The organism is Lacinutrix sp. WUR7, from assembly GCF_016864015.1.
GTDB lineage: Bacteria > Bacteroidota > Bacteroidia > Flavobacteriales > Flavobacteriaceae > Oceanihabitans.
In genome coordinates this window covers 2,142,561-2,159,421 of record NZ_CP045067.1, presented here as the reverse complement: position 1 = coordinate 2,159,421, position 16,861 = coordinate 2,142,561, and the positions used below count along the sequence as shown (strand labels likewise).

The following is a 16,861-nucleotide window of genomic DNA, read 5'->3' as shown; positions in this document are numbered from 1 at the left end:
TGCTATTATTCTTTTGTATTAATTCTTTCTTTTAGGGTTTTCATGCATCTGGATTTTGCGCTTTTCACTACGTTTTCACTTGTGTAATTTCCAGCTTCTATAATGTCTTTAATGGTAAAACCTCTATAATAAAATAAGGTTAAAAGTTCTTGACATTTCTTTCCAAGAGTAACAAAATACTTTTTTAATAAAATTTGTTCTGTGGTTAGTTCTTGTTGTTCCATTTCTAATTCTGAATCTACAAGTTCTTCCTTTTCTCTAACAATAGACAAATCAAAATCTGGATTTATGGTCTTATTGTTTTTCTTCATTTTATCAAAAATTAAATACTTACCAATGCTAAATAAATACGTAGAAATGCTACTAGTAAACTCTTGTACCTTGCCTTGCATGACATTATTATAAAATATAATGTATGCATCTTGATAGACATCTATATTATCCTCTTGAGATAAGTTATACTTTTTAGCAAAATTTAAAAACTTGTCTCTGTTGTCTTCGTATATATTTTTAAACAACAAATCTGAGCCTTCCTTTAAATCTTCAATAGTAATATTATTTTGAACTCTATGCATTTAATGTAACTAAGTATAAAAGGTTAACACGCTACTGCTAATTTAACTTTTTTTAGGCATAACCTATTAATCTTCTACCACATATATCTTTTTACTGTTTTTTATTTAAATATGTTAACCTTAAGATACCGTTTATATTAAACCATACTATTAATCATAAAATCATAAATATTATGGCAACAAAACAATTTACAGTAAACTAATACAGAGCAGCTTTAGGCTATCAAACTGCCGCAACTTGGGGAAATATTAGTATAAAAATTCAAGGATACATAACTTGTTATGGTAGTGACCACAGATTTATTATGTATTTCTTGCATGAAACAAGTCAAGTGCCACAACCAACCTATGTTCCTGTAAATAAAGTTGGCGCAATCTTTTTACCTTTTAAAGACATGCCTATTTATTTAGACATGGTAAGAAATGAAAAACCTATTTATGCCTATTTAAATTCTAGCAAACCAGAGTGGAATAGTATAAAAACAGCTTCTGAGCCTGTAGGAGAAGAAGAAAGCTAAAACATATAATGTTTATAACCGAAGTGAATATGCTTCGGTTTTTTTTTGCTGTTATGTTAACCTATTAAAGACAAACACATAAAAAGCAGTATTAATCTTTAAACTTAATAATCATGAAAAAATTAAAATTTTTATTCCTGTTACTATTAGCGCTAAGCTTTTCTTGTGTGACAGATGATAATGAATCTGAAAATCAAGAGCAAGAACAAGAAATTGTTGGTTACTCTAATATTAAAAAAGATTCTTGGCGTAATCAAATTGGACAAGAATTTGAAGTAGAAGGTATTCTTATTGTAGAAAACCAAGCAGCAAAATTACTGGTTAGTCAAAATGATTACTATGTTGACGGACTTATAGACGAGCGAAATTATATTCATATCAATATGGATTCCGACTTAGAAAATGAATTAAACCTTAATGAGTACTACGGAAAAAAAGTTAAAATTACGGGTACTTTAGAGGTAAGTAATAATGAAAGCTATCTGTCTACTTCACAAATCCTAGGAGACATTTCATTAGCCACCTTATTAATAAATAACCTTTCCGGAATACAAATTTTAAGTCCGACAGTGTTTATTTCTAGACCAGAATTTTATAATGTATGTATAAGATATCCGCAATTATGTGAATTTGATTTTTCGCAAGAAAACAAAACAGCACTTATTTATAGTGGCGGAATTAACGATGGCTATGCCTACATGCGTTATTGGAACGATGTGAAATTCATGTACTCTATTTTATTAGATAAAGGTTATCCCGAAGACAACATTCGTGTAGTATATAAAAATGGTATTGGCGAGGATAGTGACATTCCTGTACATTATGCCGCAAATCAAACAGGCTTAAATAATGCATTTTCGTATTTAGGAAACAGAATGAATTCCAATACCAAATTCTTTTTAATGATGAATAATCACGGAGGCGGTAACGACACCTACAATCCAAGCTATGGAAACTCTGGAGTTATAGATAGTAATGGCGATGATAATAGAGCTGGTATTAATGACAATGTAGACGAACAGTTTTTTTACTATAATTCTTCTACCGCATTGACAGATGACTTTTTAGCTAGTAAAATTAATGCCTTACCAATGAATTCTATGATTGCTGTAGTAAAACCATGTTATAGTGGTGGTGTTATTTGGGATTTTAAAGGACCAAATAGGGTTATCATGACCTCTGGAACAGAATTTCAAGTTACCTATTCACATACTTCTGGTATGTTTGGCGAATTTACCTATCATTTTTTTGCTGCTGTCACTGGAAAAGATCCCATTACAGGAAACACGGTTAATGCCGATTTAAATGCTGACGGAAAAATTTCTATGTACGAAGCGCAAGTATATATTCTTGCTAATGACGCTAGAAATGAACAACCACAATATGAAGATGATAATGATGGTGTTGGTACTTCTTCTCCAAGTGCTTCTGGTGTTGGTGCTTCCACATTCTTATAAAACCAAATTGCTAAAATTAAAACCGAAGCTAGTCTTCGGTTTTTTTTATACCAAATGTTAACCTCTTATAAAGTTCCCTATTAATAAGGTGTAATCTTAAAACATGTTATCATGAAATTTTTAAAACTAGCACTAATAATCTTAAGTCTAAGTCTATCTACAAATACGCAAGCACAGCTTTTAAAAAAATTCGGCAATGCAGCTGAACGCGCTGCAGAACGAACTTTAGAAAAGAAAGTAGATGAGAAAACCACCAGAGAAACCGAAAAAACATTCGACTCTACTTTTAATAGAAAGAAGCAAAATAAAAAAGAACAACGCCAAACGAGTAATCGTTCTTCTTCAGAAATACAGAAAGCCTATGTATTTACACACAAGTTTGTAATGCAAGTTGAAAGTGATAAGCACCATACAAACATCCATTATTTTTTAAATAATGACGATAATTATATTGGTAGCAGTATGGATTTAGAAAACAACAATACCAAAATGATTACTGTGATGGATATGTCTGAAAAAAGAGCAATCATGTTTATGGAAATAAATGATGAGAAAAAACAAATGTCTATTCCTTTAGATTTTGATAATATGACAGAGGATGCTATGGAAGAGCAAGAAGTAAAAATTACACCAACCGGAAAAACAAAAACCATCCTTAATTATACCTGTCATGAATATGAGGTAGAAGGTAAAGACTATCATGGAAACATTTGGGTAACCCAAGATGCTGGAGTTTCTTTCTCCAAATCATTCTACAAAGCAAAAGCTAAAAAAGGTCTAAACCAATCTTGGATGTCGATGATTAATGGTTTAACCATGGAAATGCATATCACAAATACTTCCAAAAGAAAAGAACAAATTATGGTAATGAAATGTATTGCACTAGAAAAAAGCAAGCTTACCATAAATGGTAGTGATTATAAAAAAATGATGTAAAGTTGTTAACCTTTTTCTGGTATTTACATTAATAATTATAATCCAAAAAAAAAGTATTAAATGAATTATTTAAAAACAATTAACTACTACAAAAACGACCATAACATGACGTCAAGTAAAAATGTACAATTAACAAACAACCCTTTTATGAAAACAAAAAACATCGTATTTCTATTCACATTATTCTTTTTATTCGCAACACAAATACAAGCGCAAATCTCTATAGGTGGCGGATTGGGTTATAACGAAAAAATTTCTGGTCCCGGATTTACATTAAAAGGCGTTTTTACTATTACCGATAACATTGCGATTTCTCCTAGTGCTTCTTATTTTTTCGGGAATCAAGTATATGGTTATAAACGCAGTTTACTTGCTGGTGATGTAAATGCACATTACTATTTTAATATCCTTGAAAATAAATTAAAAGTATACCCTGTTGCTGGAATAAACTTTTCTAGTTACAAAACAGGAAACTCCTATTATAATGACTTATTTGACTATGAAACAAAACAAGTAACAGATAATGCTTTAGGTGCTAATATAGGAGCTGGTGCAACCTACCAATTTACCGAAAAACTAAAAGTCTATCTAGAACCAAAGTTTGTAATTAGTGACTACAGTCAAGTAGTTATAAATGCTGGGGTTTTATTAAATCTTTAAAAAGAAAAACGAACTAATCTACATATAACAATACCTGCTATTATCTATTTATTTTATTTGAATTAGTCTACCAATGCAAAAGCTTCAGAATAATCTTCTGAAGCTTTTTTTATTAAACGGTTAACCTTTCGTAAAAAAAAACATTAACACGTATAGGTGCTACTAAGGAAACAAAAAATCTATAGTATTTTTTTTGGGTTACTATAGACAAGCAGGAAACTGCTGCATTAAAAGTCGGAGGAAAAATACTTCGACTTTTTTTTAAAGTGATGTTAACCTTTTTAAAACCCTTCCATTAAACAGTAAATAAATATTAATCAATAAAATTTAAAATTATGAAACGTATGAAAACAACAATTTCAAAATCTAAGTATTTTCTTTTAGCACTTTTAGTAGCTTTTAGTTTTTCTTGTTCACCAGAAGATGGTGAAGACGGTGCAGATGGCGCTATAGGTGCAACTGGCACCAATGGGGAAGATGGAAATGCCAATGTAGAAACATACACCTATGACATTTCTGCCTTAACTGGGACGACTATAAACATTTCCACAGCGCAACTAACCCAAGATGTTTTAGATAACGATGGTGTTTTCGTCTACATTCAACGTAACAGTAATTATTACCCAATACCTGGCACTAGTTTTAACGACGAGATTAAAACCATTTTAATAAACGGAGCTATAGAACTAACTTTTTACGATAGAATAACCGGTGCTTCTGTTTCTATTCCTGCAAATCGTTATACTTTACTTAAAATGGTTATTATAGAATCTAATAACACAACAACCGGTAGAACTAGCGCGACCGCAAAACAACAAGCATTAAACGATTTAAACCAAGCTGGAGTAGACCCTACAGATTACTATGCTGTATGCGATTATTACGGAATTGCTTACTAAACTACATCTTTAAAATATTTAAAACCGGAGTAAAAACTTCGGTTTTTTTTTGTCTTCATGTTAACCTTTTATAAAACATAGCATTAAACGAGAAACAATTATTAATCAATAAAATTTAAAATTATGAAACGTATGAAAACCACAATTACAAAAACTAAGTATTTTCTTTTAGCATTATTAGTAGCTTTTAGCTTTTCTTGTTCACCAGAAGATGGTGATGATGGCATGGACGGACAAGATGGTGCTATAGGACTAACAGGACCTGCTGGTTTAAATGGCACTAACGGTGTAGATGGCGCAGACGGTACTAATGGTACAAATGGAGAAGACGGAGAAGATGGCAATGCTAATGTAATAACCTCCGATTGGTTTGGACCAGATGGTCAAACCTTTATCAGTAATGGGTATACTTCTTACGCAGAGTTTAATGCTAGTGCACCAGAAATAACTAGTGATATATATAATAGTGGCGTTGTATTAGTATATGCGAAATTCAATAATTTTGTTCCCGAAGTTTGGCCTACTGGAACTATTACTCCTTTACCTGTGACTATTAGTGGTGGAACCACAGATCATATATTTACTTATTATCCAGAATTATCTAACATTAAAATTCGATTACGAAGAGAAGGTCCAGAACCTACTTGGACTATTTCTTCAACAGCGCTTTTTAGATATATAATAATCCCTAGTAGTTCAACAAAAACGAATTTAGATTATTCAAAAATGTCTTATGAAGAAGTTATCGATATACTAGGTTTAGATTACTAAAATTTAAAATACAAATATTTAAAACCGAAGTAAAAAGCTTCGGTTTTTTTATGCCTTTTTGCTAGTAAATGATTAGTATTGTAGTCTCAAAATGAACACCATGATTACACGTAAACTCGCAACCATTTCAAAATTTATTATTCATAAAGTTGGTAATAAACATAACGACACTAAAAATGCTTTTTCAGATAAAGAAGTCCATTTTGATGAACAAAGTTATGAGCTTATGCTTCCGTTTTTGCTAAGACCTTTCGGTAATGTGGTACAAAGTTATCGTTTTAACCATCATGCAAATGTAGAACTTAATGAAATCAATTCGTATGCAAAAAGTATTTTCACCGATGATGATGCCTTTGTAGAAACTTCTAAAAATATAGTAAAACATTTGTTTGAACAAAGTGATTCTGCTCAAATAAAAACAGGAGATGTTTTAGTTGCGCTATTTGAAGGTATAGAATACAAAGAAATGGTTACTAATGCTATTGGTATTTTTAAAATTGAAAACAAAACCAATTTCTTTCAAACCTATTTAGAAGACAATAGTTATGATGTTTTAGTACAACAAGGGATTTCATCTAAAAAAGTGGACAAAGGTTGTTTGATTTTAAATCAGACAGATATGGAAGGAAACATTATTTTAAGTGTAGATAATAATAGTTATGACGCCCAATATTGGTTAGACAAGTTCTTAAATATTAAGTATGCAGATGATATGAATAACCATACACATAACTATTTAGATATGTGTAGTGAGTTTTCTACCGAAATTTTAAAAAACAGTTTTGGCGAACAAGAACGAAACATATTTTTAGCAAAAACCATTGACTATTTTAAAGAGAATGAAACGATAAACGTTGAAAATTTTAAAGAAGAAGTTTTTAAAGACGAAAACCACATTCAACTTTTTGAAGATTTTAAAAAGGAATACGAAGAAGAACAAAAGGTATTACTGCGTAACCAATTTGATTTAGCCGAAGCGGTTGTTAAAAAGGATAAAAAGAAAATTAAAACAGAGATTAAACTAGATACTAATATCCAGATTAAACTAGATATTGATGCTCCAGATGCTGCCGAAGAATTTCTAGAACGTGGTTATGACGATGAAAAGAAGATGTATTACTACAAGGTATTTTTTAATGCCGAAGGGTAAACCAAAGACTTACATCTCCAACTAAGAAAAGCTTCTTTTCCTACAATAAAAAAATTATCTTTATAAGATAATGGTAATATGAAAGTGACTGTATCATGATTTCTTTAATGGATATTAGTGATAAAGGGTATTGTATTACGAGTTGTAGCACATTTGAATGAACATTTCAATTAACATAAAATCATTCTTGGTTCTGACAATCGGATTTATCTTGTTCGCAGTAATTGGAACAATAAGTCATGAATATGGACATATAATTGTAGCAAAATCCTTTGGATATGAAACTACGCTACATTATGGAAGTATGAATTATTTGCCAAAAGGATATTTAGAGGACGAAGATGTAATAGCTGTTAGAGATTTCACAAAAGATTATGCGAATATTGAATATGATTCTTGGCCAAATAGTATTAAAGAAAAAGTAGAAGAATACAATAATGTTTTACAGAAACGTTATTGGAGTGAAAAATCAAATAGTGGTTTACTCGTTACAGTTGGAGGTCCTTTACAAACAACTTTGACAGGAACTATTGGATTATTAATTTTAATATGGCGTAGGAAATCTATTTACAAAAACGGATTGAAAGCTTTAGATTGGATTGCTATTTTCCTTTCTTTATTCTGGTTACGAGAAATATTTAATCTTATAACTTCAATTGGTGGAGAATTAATTTCGCCAAACGGAACTTGGTTCGGTGGAGATGAGTTACATATTTCACAAAGTTTAAATTTATGGTCAGGAACAATGCCATTAATTTTAGCTACTATAGGAACTGTAATTGCTATTTATGTAGTTTTTCGAATAATACCTAAAAAGATACGTCTGACTTTTATTTTAAGCGGATTTATTGGTGGAATTGCGGGATTTATTTTGTGGATGAATATAATCGGACCAAAAATATTACCGTAATGAATAAAAAAAAACGTGCCACAACAAATAATAAAAAAATCGATATTCAAAATTTAACTAACGGAATTTATTTTTTGAAATTTGAAAATGGAAATACTTTAAAATTCATAAAGCAATAAAAAAAGCTTGCTTACACCATCTATAATAACCTATTAGTTCTAGCCTAAATAAAAATCCCATACACCTAACCGTTAGCGACAATACAACAACACCTCTCTAAATGCAAGGAAACATGCAACAAACACAAAATCATTACGCAATAGAATACACCAAACTTTCACCACAAGACAATTGGTTATCTCCATTACTTTATGGTGCATATAATTTGCCTGGATTAAAAGGAAAGAAAGGTGTTTTATTTTCAAATGCTATTTTAGAAAAACATATTCAAGAGGAAGAAAAATATGATATTTTTAAGTTAACATCAGGAAAAAACAGAAGTCTTAGAACATTATCTACTGGTGAGCAAAAAAAAGCATTACTGACTTATTTGCTACAACAAAAACCAGATTTTATAGTATTAAATAATCCTTATGAAACCTTAGACATCGCTTCTGTTGCTTTATTAAAACAGCAATTAATTTCGGTGTCTAAAGAAATGCCTATCGTATTTATTTTTAATAGACAGGAAGATTTACTTCCAATAATCACACATGTAATTACATTTGAAAAAGATGCACTTAAAGCAGTGGCACCAATTGCAGCATATCCTTTTAAAAAAAGTGATTTTGTTTTTGATAAAGAAATCCCCCAACCAATAACAACCTATACAAATATTCCTGAAGTATTGGTAGACCTGAAGCATATACATGTAAGTTATGACGATCGTCCCATTCTACAAGATATTAACTGGACCATTAAAAAAAAGGAATTTTGGCAGTTAATAGGTCCCAACGGATCTGGAAAAACCACCTTACTATCCATGATTTATGGGAACAACACCAAGGCTTATGGTCAAGAAGTATATCTCTTTGGCAAGAAAAAAGGCTCTGGTGAAAGTGTTTGGGATATAAAACAGAAAATTGGATATATTAGTCCTTCGATGTTAGAATTGTTTCATCGAAACCATACCGTAGAACAAATGATTATTTCGGGATTTTTTGATAGTATCGGACTATATCAAACACCAACTACGTTACAAGTACGTACTGCAGCGATGTGGATGGAAGTTTTAAATTTAAGTAAAGAAAAAAACACCTCTTTTCTTAAATTATCACCAGCTATACAACGATTGGTATTAATAGCCCGAGCTATGATTAAACATCCTCCTTTACTTATTTTAGACGAACCATTAATTCATGTAGATGATGAAGGCACCGCACTCATTATTGCATTAATAAACAAAATTGCAAAGGAAAGTGAGACCAGTATTCTGTTTGTTTCACATCGTCATGAGGCTAATATTCAGCCAGATTTCACCTATACACTTTGCCCCTCTCCCAGTGGTTCTATAGGCATACAGAAATAACCTATAGAAATAACTTATAGGTTCGTTAATCTTCTCTTGGCAACCTAGAATCTTCCTGAGCAATTTGATAAACCAATGCTGCAATTACCGTAGCATTAATCTTCATATCGCGTTCGGGAACATATTCGAGAGCATCCAAATTAGTGTGGTGTGTTACTGTACTATAATTTAATTTATCTTGGATTATCTGAAACCCAGGAATTTTGTAATAATCAAAAACATCATGATCTGTAAAATCTGTATTTTGAATGGTTAGATTATTAACATCTAAATACGCATAGGGTTCTAACATCGCTTCAAAAATAGGTCTTACCGCTTCGTTTCCTTGCAAATAAATACCTCGCATTTGACCAGCACCATTATCCATATTTATATAGGCCGAAATTTTTTCAAACTCTTTTTTCCGAGTAGTTTCTTTTACTTTACCGAAGTGTTTTTCGGCATAGGCCATAGAACCTACAAATGCTTGCTCCTCGCCACCCCATAACGCAATTCGTATGGTTCGTTTTGGTTTTAATCCGGAAGCTTTAATAATACGCATAACCTCCATCATTACTGCAGAACCTGCACCATTATCTGTAGCTCCAGATGCAGGATGCCAAGAATCAAAATGAGCACCAATCATCACCACTTCATCTTTTAATTTTGGATCTGAACCCATGATTTCCGCAAAAATATTCACGTTATTTTCTGGTCTTAGATAAAGTTCAGAATCTAAATGGAATTTAATCTTAGGGTTCATACCTCTTCCTATTAGGCGCTTTAATTTCCCGAAACTCTCTGGAGAAATCGCAAAATAAGGTATTGGTTTCGCATCGCTTTCTCTAAAATTATAAGTACCACTAGGATGAATAATACCAGGGAAAAAAGGTGTCGTTCCAAAAATACTTAGTGCGCCTTCTGCTTTTAAAAAAGCAAAAAAGGCATCATCTTTTCTTACCATACTATCGAATATAACAGCCAAATTTCCAATTAAATCCATATCTCCAGCATTATGACTTAAAGCATTCTTTGGTGCAGGTTCTATAGATTTTTCAGCTTCTTCAATTTGTTCTTTAGTAAAGCGTGTAGAAAGTGGATCGAATAGCATATTTTGTTCTGGAGCAGCTCCTATAAGTATGGTTTTTCCTTGTATTTTCCCGCTCCATTGTTTTTTAACTTTGTCTAAATCGGCATGACTTTCAATCCAAATCAAATCCCCTATTTGTACACCATTAGAACTTTCTGTCCACGCATAAGGATAAGCTTGTATTTTCATATAAGTAGGTGCAGTCATTTCTACATTAAATGATTTCACTTCCCAACCCATACAATCATCACAATAATTTTCGTAATACACCTTATCGATTCCCCAATTCTCCATGGTTTTTTTTGCCCATTCTGCTGCAGTAAAATATTGATCTGTACCTGCTAAACGAGGACCATAAACATCGGACAAGTCAGAAACAATACGCATGACTTGTGATTTCTGAAAGCCTTCCGTATTTATTTTTGAAAGCGCTTGAGATTTTGTTTGACTCCTTGTAGAAAATCCTATACAAAGGAAAGCTGTAATAATAATTTTAGACACTATTTTCATAACAAGAATTATATTTGACTGATTTACAACGCCTTAAATTAATAAAGAATAATGACAGCACAAAAAAATTACGGAATTAATGTACAACGGAAAAATATTTCGTCTTGCTTAATTTCTGATTTTCCTGTACAAAACTAACTAAGCATCAGGTCTTTATTTTGGGAATCTTGCGGAAATCAATCTTATTTGTCCCAAATGGTGCGCCTGATGTTCCATTACATGAAACCAAGACCAATGATTCTTTTTAGTCCACCAATCATCATTTCTCTCCTTGAATTCTTTTAATGTTCTTTTTCGTACTTTTTTATACATATCTAAATAATACTTTATTGGTTTGTCTTTAAGTATTTCTTTCGTTTTATCCAGATCGAGACTTATTTCGAGTAGTTCCTTTTCTTCTAATTTGTATGCATTAAACACATCTTCTCCAAATGAATATTTTTGATAGGCTGCCTCTACAGCTGTGATATGTAAAATAATCGCTCCTATCGAATTTGCCTTTTCATCAAACTGAAAGTCGGTTTCCAAGGCATTAAGTCCGCGTGTAGATGAAACAATATCGTCTTTTAAATATTCTAACATATAGACCATAACTCCTATTTGTGTGTCATATCCTTTTTCTCTATTGATTTCTTGAGCGCACAAAGAGTTGGTAGATAACAAGATTAGCATGTATACTAATAGCTTTTAAATAATATTTTCATAAGTACAAATGGTGGATTAGTTTGGTTTAAAATAGGATTACCTTATTGGGCAATCTCACTTTCTAGAAACGGGTTCCACTATAATTTATTGCTACTTTCTTTTTATCCAATGACCTGCATCTCTATTGCTTGTATAATTGCTTCAGAATTTATTCTAGTTCGTTGATTTTTTTTTAACTTAGTTCTAACCAAGGTAACTTACCTTATACAAATACGTTACGCCATATGAAAACAAACTTTTCATTAACATTTATATTCTTGCTTGGAATACTAACGTCTTGTTATTCTCAATCAGAAAAAGCAGTAAAAAAGGATACTATAGCAGCACCTTTTTGGACTTTAGAAAAAGCAAAAAAAATGGCATCCGACTTCAATTCTCCAGCAAAATGGGATACTAAAACCCTTGAAATGGAAATTGAAAATCTAGAAGCATATCCGCCAATGGACTTCCCGCTGTATACCTCTCCTTTTCCAACGCCAGATTATGAATCACCAGGTAACGGAAATGGTTCCATTGAAATAGAAATTGGTGGTAAAAAAATAATTGGACAAACGGTCATCATTGGCAGAGGTGAACACAGCGAATATCTATTCCAAAATTTAAACGATGCATATATAACGTATTTTACAATTTTGACAATAGCAGACGGCATGGATACCGAAAACCCTGTTTTAGCAACCTCTAGAAACCATCCACATTACTTATCACAAGGAAGTTTGAACACATCTAGCAAAAGCAGAGTGGACTGGGTAGCCACACAATTTGCCGATAAAAACGCATACGGAATAGTTAACACTCGTATTTTTGATTTACGAATTGGACGTTTGATATTGGTTGCACCTCAAAAGGATGGCTCTATTCGATTTTATCAAACGGAAGCGCCAACGATGAATGCAGAGGAACGAGAAAAATTTATTGAAAATTTAAAAACGGAACCAAAAGTTATAGAATTTTTCAATAATGAAAACAACATATAATAAATTACTTTTTGAAATATCACATCTAATTTAGTGCTAGTCCTAGTTTATACCGAAATGCTCAGGGACTTTCTATCTGTGATTTATTTACTAACTTCGTCCCCTCCCCAACGAACTAACGACACACAATACGTTGGTGGTTATTATATGAAACGAATTTTAAGCTATTTATGGCCTTTTACAAGTTATCTCGATTCCGACTTTAACGGAAAAATGGAAGTAACTTGGATCAATGGGAAGAAAGTACTTGACGGTCAAAACTCAAATTATTCGTACGGCTCCTTACAGCGCATTTTAAACTATAGTTTATCTAAAGTTTATAATCCTTCTATATCAGATTCTCTTTTATTAGGACTTGGAGGAGGTTGTGTAATTGAAAGTTTAAGGAACAATTTTGAATATAATGGCCAAATTACTGCCATTGAAATAGATCCAACAATTATTAATATTGCGACTAAAGAATTTAATATTTCGGAAAGTGATGGGCTAAAAATAATAAAAATGGATGCTTTTAATTACGTTGCCCAATGTAAAAGCCAATATGACCTAATAATTATTGACTTATTTATTGACAGTAAAGTTCCTGAACAGTTTTATTCTTTCCCGTTTTGGGAAACGATAATCCCTTTAATTAATCCAGACGGGTATGTGATTTTTAATGCCGGAATTAAACTTGCAAACAATGACATCATTGATGAAATATCAGCAAATTTCAAAAAGTATATAAAATTCACTAAATATGAGCTGGTAGATGGAACCAATACGATACTAATTGGAAAGAAACTACCACCAACAAAAAACAAACAACTTTAAAACCACTGTTAATTTAATAGTCAACAAACTTCTTATCTATAGCACTCAGAAAAGGAGCCTCAACGTTAAAACATTTGAGATAGAATCTGGCTTATCCACAAGGTGTTCGATGAATAAGAAAGAAAAAGAACATATTTCTATATTCGATCCCAGAAACTGGACATTCACTAACAAAATACCAACTCAAAAGCTAGCGAATTATTTCTTTCTAGTTGCTTCATGCGAATTCATTTAAAAAAATAAATTTGATTAATCCTTATCCTTAAAAGGATCTTCGGGTGTTTGCGTGAGTACTTTAATGCATTTCTTAGCACTCGATGAATTAAAGTTCCATTTATTTCTTTTTGTTACTACAAAACAATACTCTGGAAAATTCCCTGCAGCTCCTGACAACTCTTTAACATAAGTATATTCTCTAGTGTTAGGCATAAGATTAGATTCAATTTCTGTGGCATCTCCATTAGCCAAAGAAAATAGAACTTTATATCCTACCGCATCATTATTAGTATCATTCCATCTAATCGTAAGATGTAGTTTACTATTTTTCCAGAACTTATATATAGGAGGATTTACAATATTAAAGTCCTGTAAAGTAATATTCAATAATTCTGGAGGTTCTGGTGTAACTGGTAGTATTTTCCATTTCTGAATATCTGCACCAGATCGCTTTGCTAAAACAAGATCTCCTCCTGACTTAAGACTACCTGGCTGAAGAGCAACCTTTTCTCCAGAATGTTCCGTTAAAATAAGATAGGTATTTAACTCATTAAGTACAGGAGATAACTCCCATATTTGTTTTTTATCACTGGAATTAATATTAGTAACATCTAGCGAATTAAAAGCTGAACTCTCTGGACTGGCATTAAATCCCTCTTCGATTGTAATATTGTATTTTTTCAATGCTATATTTAAGGAATTAGAAGTATTATCTATAGAAGGATTATCTTCGATTGCCTTTTGAGGTGCACCAGCAGCACTTGATTTATTATTTGATTTATTTGTTGGTTCCTTCGGAAGCACTTTAAGACCTTCTTTTTTTGCAGTAATAAATCGCCCAGATCCATTAGCATTAAACTCCATTATTCTAAAATGTTGACTATCTAAATTTGCAGGAAGATTCAACTTGGTAATTTTAAATATTTGTGCCTTTGAATGATTAAGATCGAATTGCCAAACTTTATTTCCATTAATGGATTGACCTCCTTTTACATCTATCACAAAGCCAGTTACTGAATTTTGAATGTAGCATGGAACATTTTGCTCCTGAGCCGAAACATAAGTAAACCCAGAAAGGAAACAAAACAACGATAGCAGCAATTTCTTGGTATTGGAATAAAAGTACGTCTTCAAAATATTAACAGAATAATGAAATATAGAGTAAACCATGATTACATATAGTTTGATTACTTTTCTAATATAATCAAAATACACTGAGAATCAGCACATTACATTATAAAAATGTTTGTTTTTTGTTTTTACTATTAGGTTAAAAGCACTTTCTATACTAAAGACAAGTGATTGCAAATGGCTATGATTGAATGGCTATATTGGATAGAAAAATGGATTTTATTCTAAAATTAATGCATAATTATATTTTACAAAAGGCGCAAATAACCCATTGCTAGTTCTGTATGTACTCGAAAATTCTACAGGGTTTTCTTATAGTTACATTTTTATTTTGCACAAAAAGTATAGATTACCTATAATCGAATAAGAATGGAAGAAAAAAGAAACTAAGCTTTAAGTTTAATTCTTCTCTGATATTTTTGTTTTTAAGCCAAAAAATCAAAGAAAAATGGTTTTCAAAAAATCATACAAAAAAAAGAAACCCTTACTAAACATGTTTAGCAAGGGTTTCTGGTATTTCAAAAATAAGCAACTTATTTTATTTTGCAACTTCTGCATCTTTGATTTCAACTACTTCAAGATCAAAAATAAGATCTTTACCAGCTAAAGGATGATTTCCGTCTACAACAATACTATCCTCTTTCACTTCAATGACACGTAAATTTCTTTCCTGTCCTTCTGGAGATTTAGAAACTAATCCCATACCAACTTCAGGTTTCATATCTTGAGGAAGATCTGCTTTATTCACTTCTTGTTTTAACTGCTCATGAATTTCTCCATATGCTTCCTCTTTAGGAATGGTAATGGTTTTCTTTTCATTTAACTTCATGTCCAATACTCCTTTTTCAAAACCAGGAATTAATTGTCCTTGTCCTAAAGTAAATTCTAATGGCTCTCTTCCTTCTGAAGAATCAAAAATTTGTCCGTCAGATAATTTACCTGTATAATTTACTTTTACTGTGTTGTTTTCTTTTACTTGACTCATATTATTTCATTTTACAAAATGGGCTTTGCATAATTCTTACGCAGTAACCATTTTATTTTAAACTTTCTCTAGCCGTAATTGCCAAAACCAAGCCAAGAACCTGAAAAACCAAAATGAAAACGTAACCGTTACAAACAGAAGCCCTTAAAAAACAGGTCGTATCCCTTTAAAAACAACACGAGACAACTTTACAAACCGCTTTTAAAGGAATCGATCACAAAATAATATAGTCTGCAAATATGTCAGTTAATCTAAAATATTTTGATGACAGACACCAAATAAGTACCACGAACCTTAGCTATTGTAATTCAGAAAACAAAAAGCCGAAGTATATACTTCGGCTTTGGTTTTATAATAACACTATATTCTAAAAGGAATTTCTACATACTACTTACTGAAGATTTCATCTCTGCTTCAAAAAGCGTTGTAAAATGTTTCAATAGTTTTCCTTTTACTTCTTCTATATCTACTTCTTTTTTACCTAGTTCTACGTTAAGAGAAGTAACCGCTTTACCACGAATACCACAAGGGATCATATTATCGAAATAACCAAGATTGGCATTTACGTTTAATGCAAAACCATGCATGGTTACCCAACGCGAAGCACGAACGCCCATAGCACAAATTTTTCGAGCAAACGGTGTTCCTACATCTAGCCAAACTCCGGTTTCTCCAGGACTACGTTCTGCTTTTATACCATATTCTTCTAAAGTGAGAATAATCATTTCTTCTAAAAAACGAAGGTATTTATGGATATCGGTAAAAAAGTTATCTAAATCTAAAATAGGATAACCAACAATTTGTCCGGGTCCATGATAGGTAATATCTCCTCCTCTATTTACTTTATAAAAGCTTGCACCTTTTTCGGCAAGCTGTTCTTCGTTTACTAATAGGTTAGACATGTCTCCACTTTTACCTAAAGTATATACGTGTGGATGTTCCACTAATAAGAAATAGTTAGAAGTAGGCAAATCCAATTCTTGCCTTCTATTTTTTATTTTAGCATCAACAACCGATTTAAACAAAGTCTCTTGATAATCCCAAGTGTCTTTATAATCTTGTAATCCTAAATCTTGTAATTCTACGGTTTTATTCAAAACTAATATCCTTC

General features: G+C 31.8%; 18 protein-coding genes. 12 read left to right on the top strand and 6 right to left on the bottom strand.

Annotation, left to right across the window (positions count from 1 at the left end; all coding sequences use genetic code 11):
* Window positions 1-5: 5 nt before the first annotated feature.
* On the bottom strand, window positions 6-575 hold the full coding sequence (locus FG167_RS09430; protein ID WP_203458066.1) for a sigma-70 family RNA polymerase sigma factor: 570 nt from the start codon (window positions 573-575) through the stop codon (window positions 6-8).
* A 305-nt stretch (window positions 576-880) separates the two neighbouring features.
* Here FG167_RS09430 and FG167_RS09425 point away from each other — a divergent pair, with 305 nt between their 5' ends.
* The 10 genes from FG167_RS09425 to FG167_RS09380 all read left to right on the top strand — a co-directional run bounded on the left by FG167_RS09425 (window position 881) and on the right by FG167_RS09380 (window position 9,344).
* Complete coding sequence (locus tag FG167_RS09425; protein WP_203458065.1) at window positions 881-1,093, top strand: hypothetical protein; 213 nt, start codon at window positions 881-883, stop codon at window positions 1,091-1,093.
* A 113-nt stretch (window positions 1,094-1,206) separates the two neighbouring features.
* Window positions 1,207-2,550 carry a C13 family peptidase gene (locus FG167_RS09420; protein WP_203458064.1) on the top strand — a complete coding sequence of 448 codons (1,344 nt, stop codon included), beginning with the start codon at window positions 1,207-1,209 and terminating at the stop codon, window positions 2,548-2,550.
* Between the two features lie 111 nt (window positions 2,551-2,661).
* On the top strand, window positions 2,662-3,486 hold the full coding sequence (locus tag FG167_RS09415; protein ID WP_203458063.1) for a DUF4412 domain-containing protein: 825 nt from the start codon (window positions 2,662-2,664) through the stop codon (window positions 3,484-3,486).
* Window positions 3,487-3,546: 60 nt separating this feature from the next.
* Entirely contained in the window at window positions 3,547-4,146 is a 600-nt protein-coding gene (locus FG167_RS09410) for a porin family protein (protein ID WP_239004366.1), read from the top strand.
* Window positions 4,147-4,490: 344 nt separating this feature from the next.
* On the top strand, window positions 4,491-5,045 hold the full coding sequence (locus tag FG167_RS09405; RefSeq protein WP_203458062.1) for a hypothetical protein: 555 nt from the start codon (window positions 4,491-4,493) through the stop codon (window positions 5,043-5,045).
* Window positions 5,046-5,177: 132 nt separating this feature from the next.
* Window positions 5,178-5,816 (top strand): collagen-like protein, encoded by a 639-nt coding sequence (locus FG167_RS09400; protein ID WP_203458061.1) that lies wholly within the window; start codon window positions 5,178-5,180, stop codon window positions 5,814-5,816.
* A gap of 100 nt (window positions 5,817-5,916) precedes the next feature.
* Window positions 5,917-6,966, top strand: a complete 1,050-nt coding sequence (locus FG167_RS09395) for a nucleoid-associated protein (protein WP_203458060.1) — start codon at window positions 5,917-5,919, stop codon at window positions 6,964-6,966.
* A 211-nt stretch (window positions 6,967-7,177) separates the two neighbouring features.
* Window positions 7,178-7,876, top strand: coding sequence for a hypothetical protein (locus tag FG167_RS09390; RefSeq protein WP_239004365.1), 699 nt, complete (start codon window positions 7,178-7,180; stop codon window positions 7,874-7,876).
* Window positions 7,876-7,995 (top strand): T9SS type A sorting domain-containing protein, encoded by a 120-nt coding sequence (locus tag FG167_RS09385; protein ID WP_203458058.1) that lies wholly within the window; start codon window positions 7,876-7,878, stop codon window positions 7,993-7,995. The genes FG167_RS09390 and FG167_RS09385 overlap by 1 nt, the downstream gene beginning before the upstream one ends.
* 113 nt (window positions 7,996-8,108) lie before the next feature.
* Complete coding sequence (locus FG167_RS09380) at window positions 8,109-9,344, top strand: ATP-binding cassette domain-containing protein (protein WP_203458057.1); 1,236 nt, start codon at window positions 8,109-8,111, stop codon at window positions 9,342-9,344.
* 25 nt (window positions 9,345-9,369) lie between these two features.
* Here the strand turns inward: FG167_RS09380 and FG167_RS09375 are convergent, their stop codons facing one another.
* Both FG167_RS09375 and FG167_RS09370 read right to left on the bottom strand, forming a co-directional pair.
* On the bottom strand, window positions 9,370-10,923 hold the full coding sequence (locus FG167_RS09375) for a M20/M25/M40 family metallo-hydrolase (protein WP_203458056.1): 1,554 nt from the start codon (window positions 10,921-10,923) through the stop codon (window positions 9,370-9,372).
* Window positions 10,924-11,076: 153 nt separating this feature from the next.
* Window positions 11,077-11,595, bottom strand: coding sequence for a DUF664 domain-containing protein (locus FG167_RS09370; RefSeq protein WP_203458055.1), 519 nt, complete (start codon window positions 11,593-11,595; stop codon window positions 11,077-11,079).
* Between the two features lie 257 nt (window positions 11,596-11,852).
* Between FG167_RS09370 and FG167_RS09365 the strand changes: the two genes are divergently transcribed.
* Together FG167_RS09365 and FG167_RS09360 are read left to right on the top strand one after the other, a co-directional pair.
* A complete protein-coding gene (locus tag FG167_RS09365) occupies window positions 11,853-12,605 on the top strand; it encodes a hypothetical protein (protein WP_203458054.1) in 753 nt (250 codons plus the stop codon).
* Between the two features lie 147 nt (window positions 12,606-12,752).
* Window positions 12,753-13,418 (top strand): spermidine synthase, encoded by a 666-nt coding sequence (locus tag FG167_RS09360; protein ID WP_203458053.1) that lies wholly within the window; start codon window positions 12,753-12,755, stop codon window positions 13,416-13,418.
* Window positions 13,419-13,667: 249 nt separating this feature from the next.
* On the opposite strand, the gene FG167_RS09355 is transcribed toward FG167_RS09360, so the two are convergent.
* The 3 genes from FG167_RS09355 to lipB form a co-directional block, all read right to left on the bottom strand.
* The gene (locus FG167_RS09355) at window positions 13,668-14,636 is read right to left on the bottom strand and encodes an RICIN domain-containing protein (protein WP_203458052.1); all 969 of its coding nucleotides are present in this window, start codon (window positions 14,634-14,636) and stop codon (window positions 13,668-13,670) included.
* Window positions 14,637-15,303: 667 nt separating this feature from the next.
* Entirely contained in the window at window positions 15,304-15,750 is a 447-nt protein-coding gene (locus tag FG167_RS09350) for a peptidylprolyl isomerase (RefSeq protein ID WP_203458051.1), read from the bottom strand.
* Window positions 15,751-16,130: 380 nt separating this feature from the next.
* Entirely contained in the window at window positions 16,131-16,847 is a 717-nt protein-coding gene (gene lipB, locus FG167_RS09345) for a lipoyl(octanoyl) transferase LipB (RefSeq protein ID WP_203458050.1), read from the bottom strand.
* Window positions 16,848-16,861: the final 14 nt, after the last annotated feature.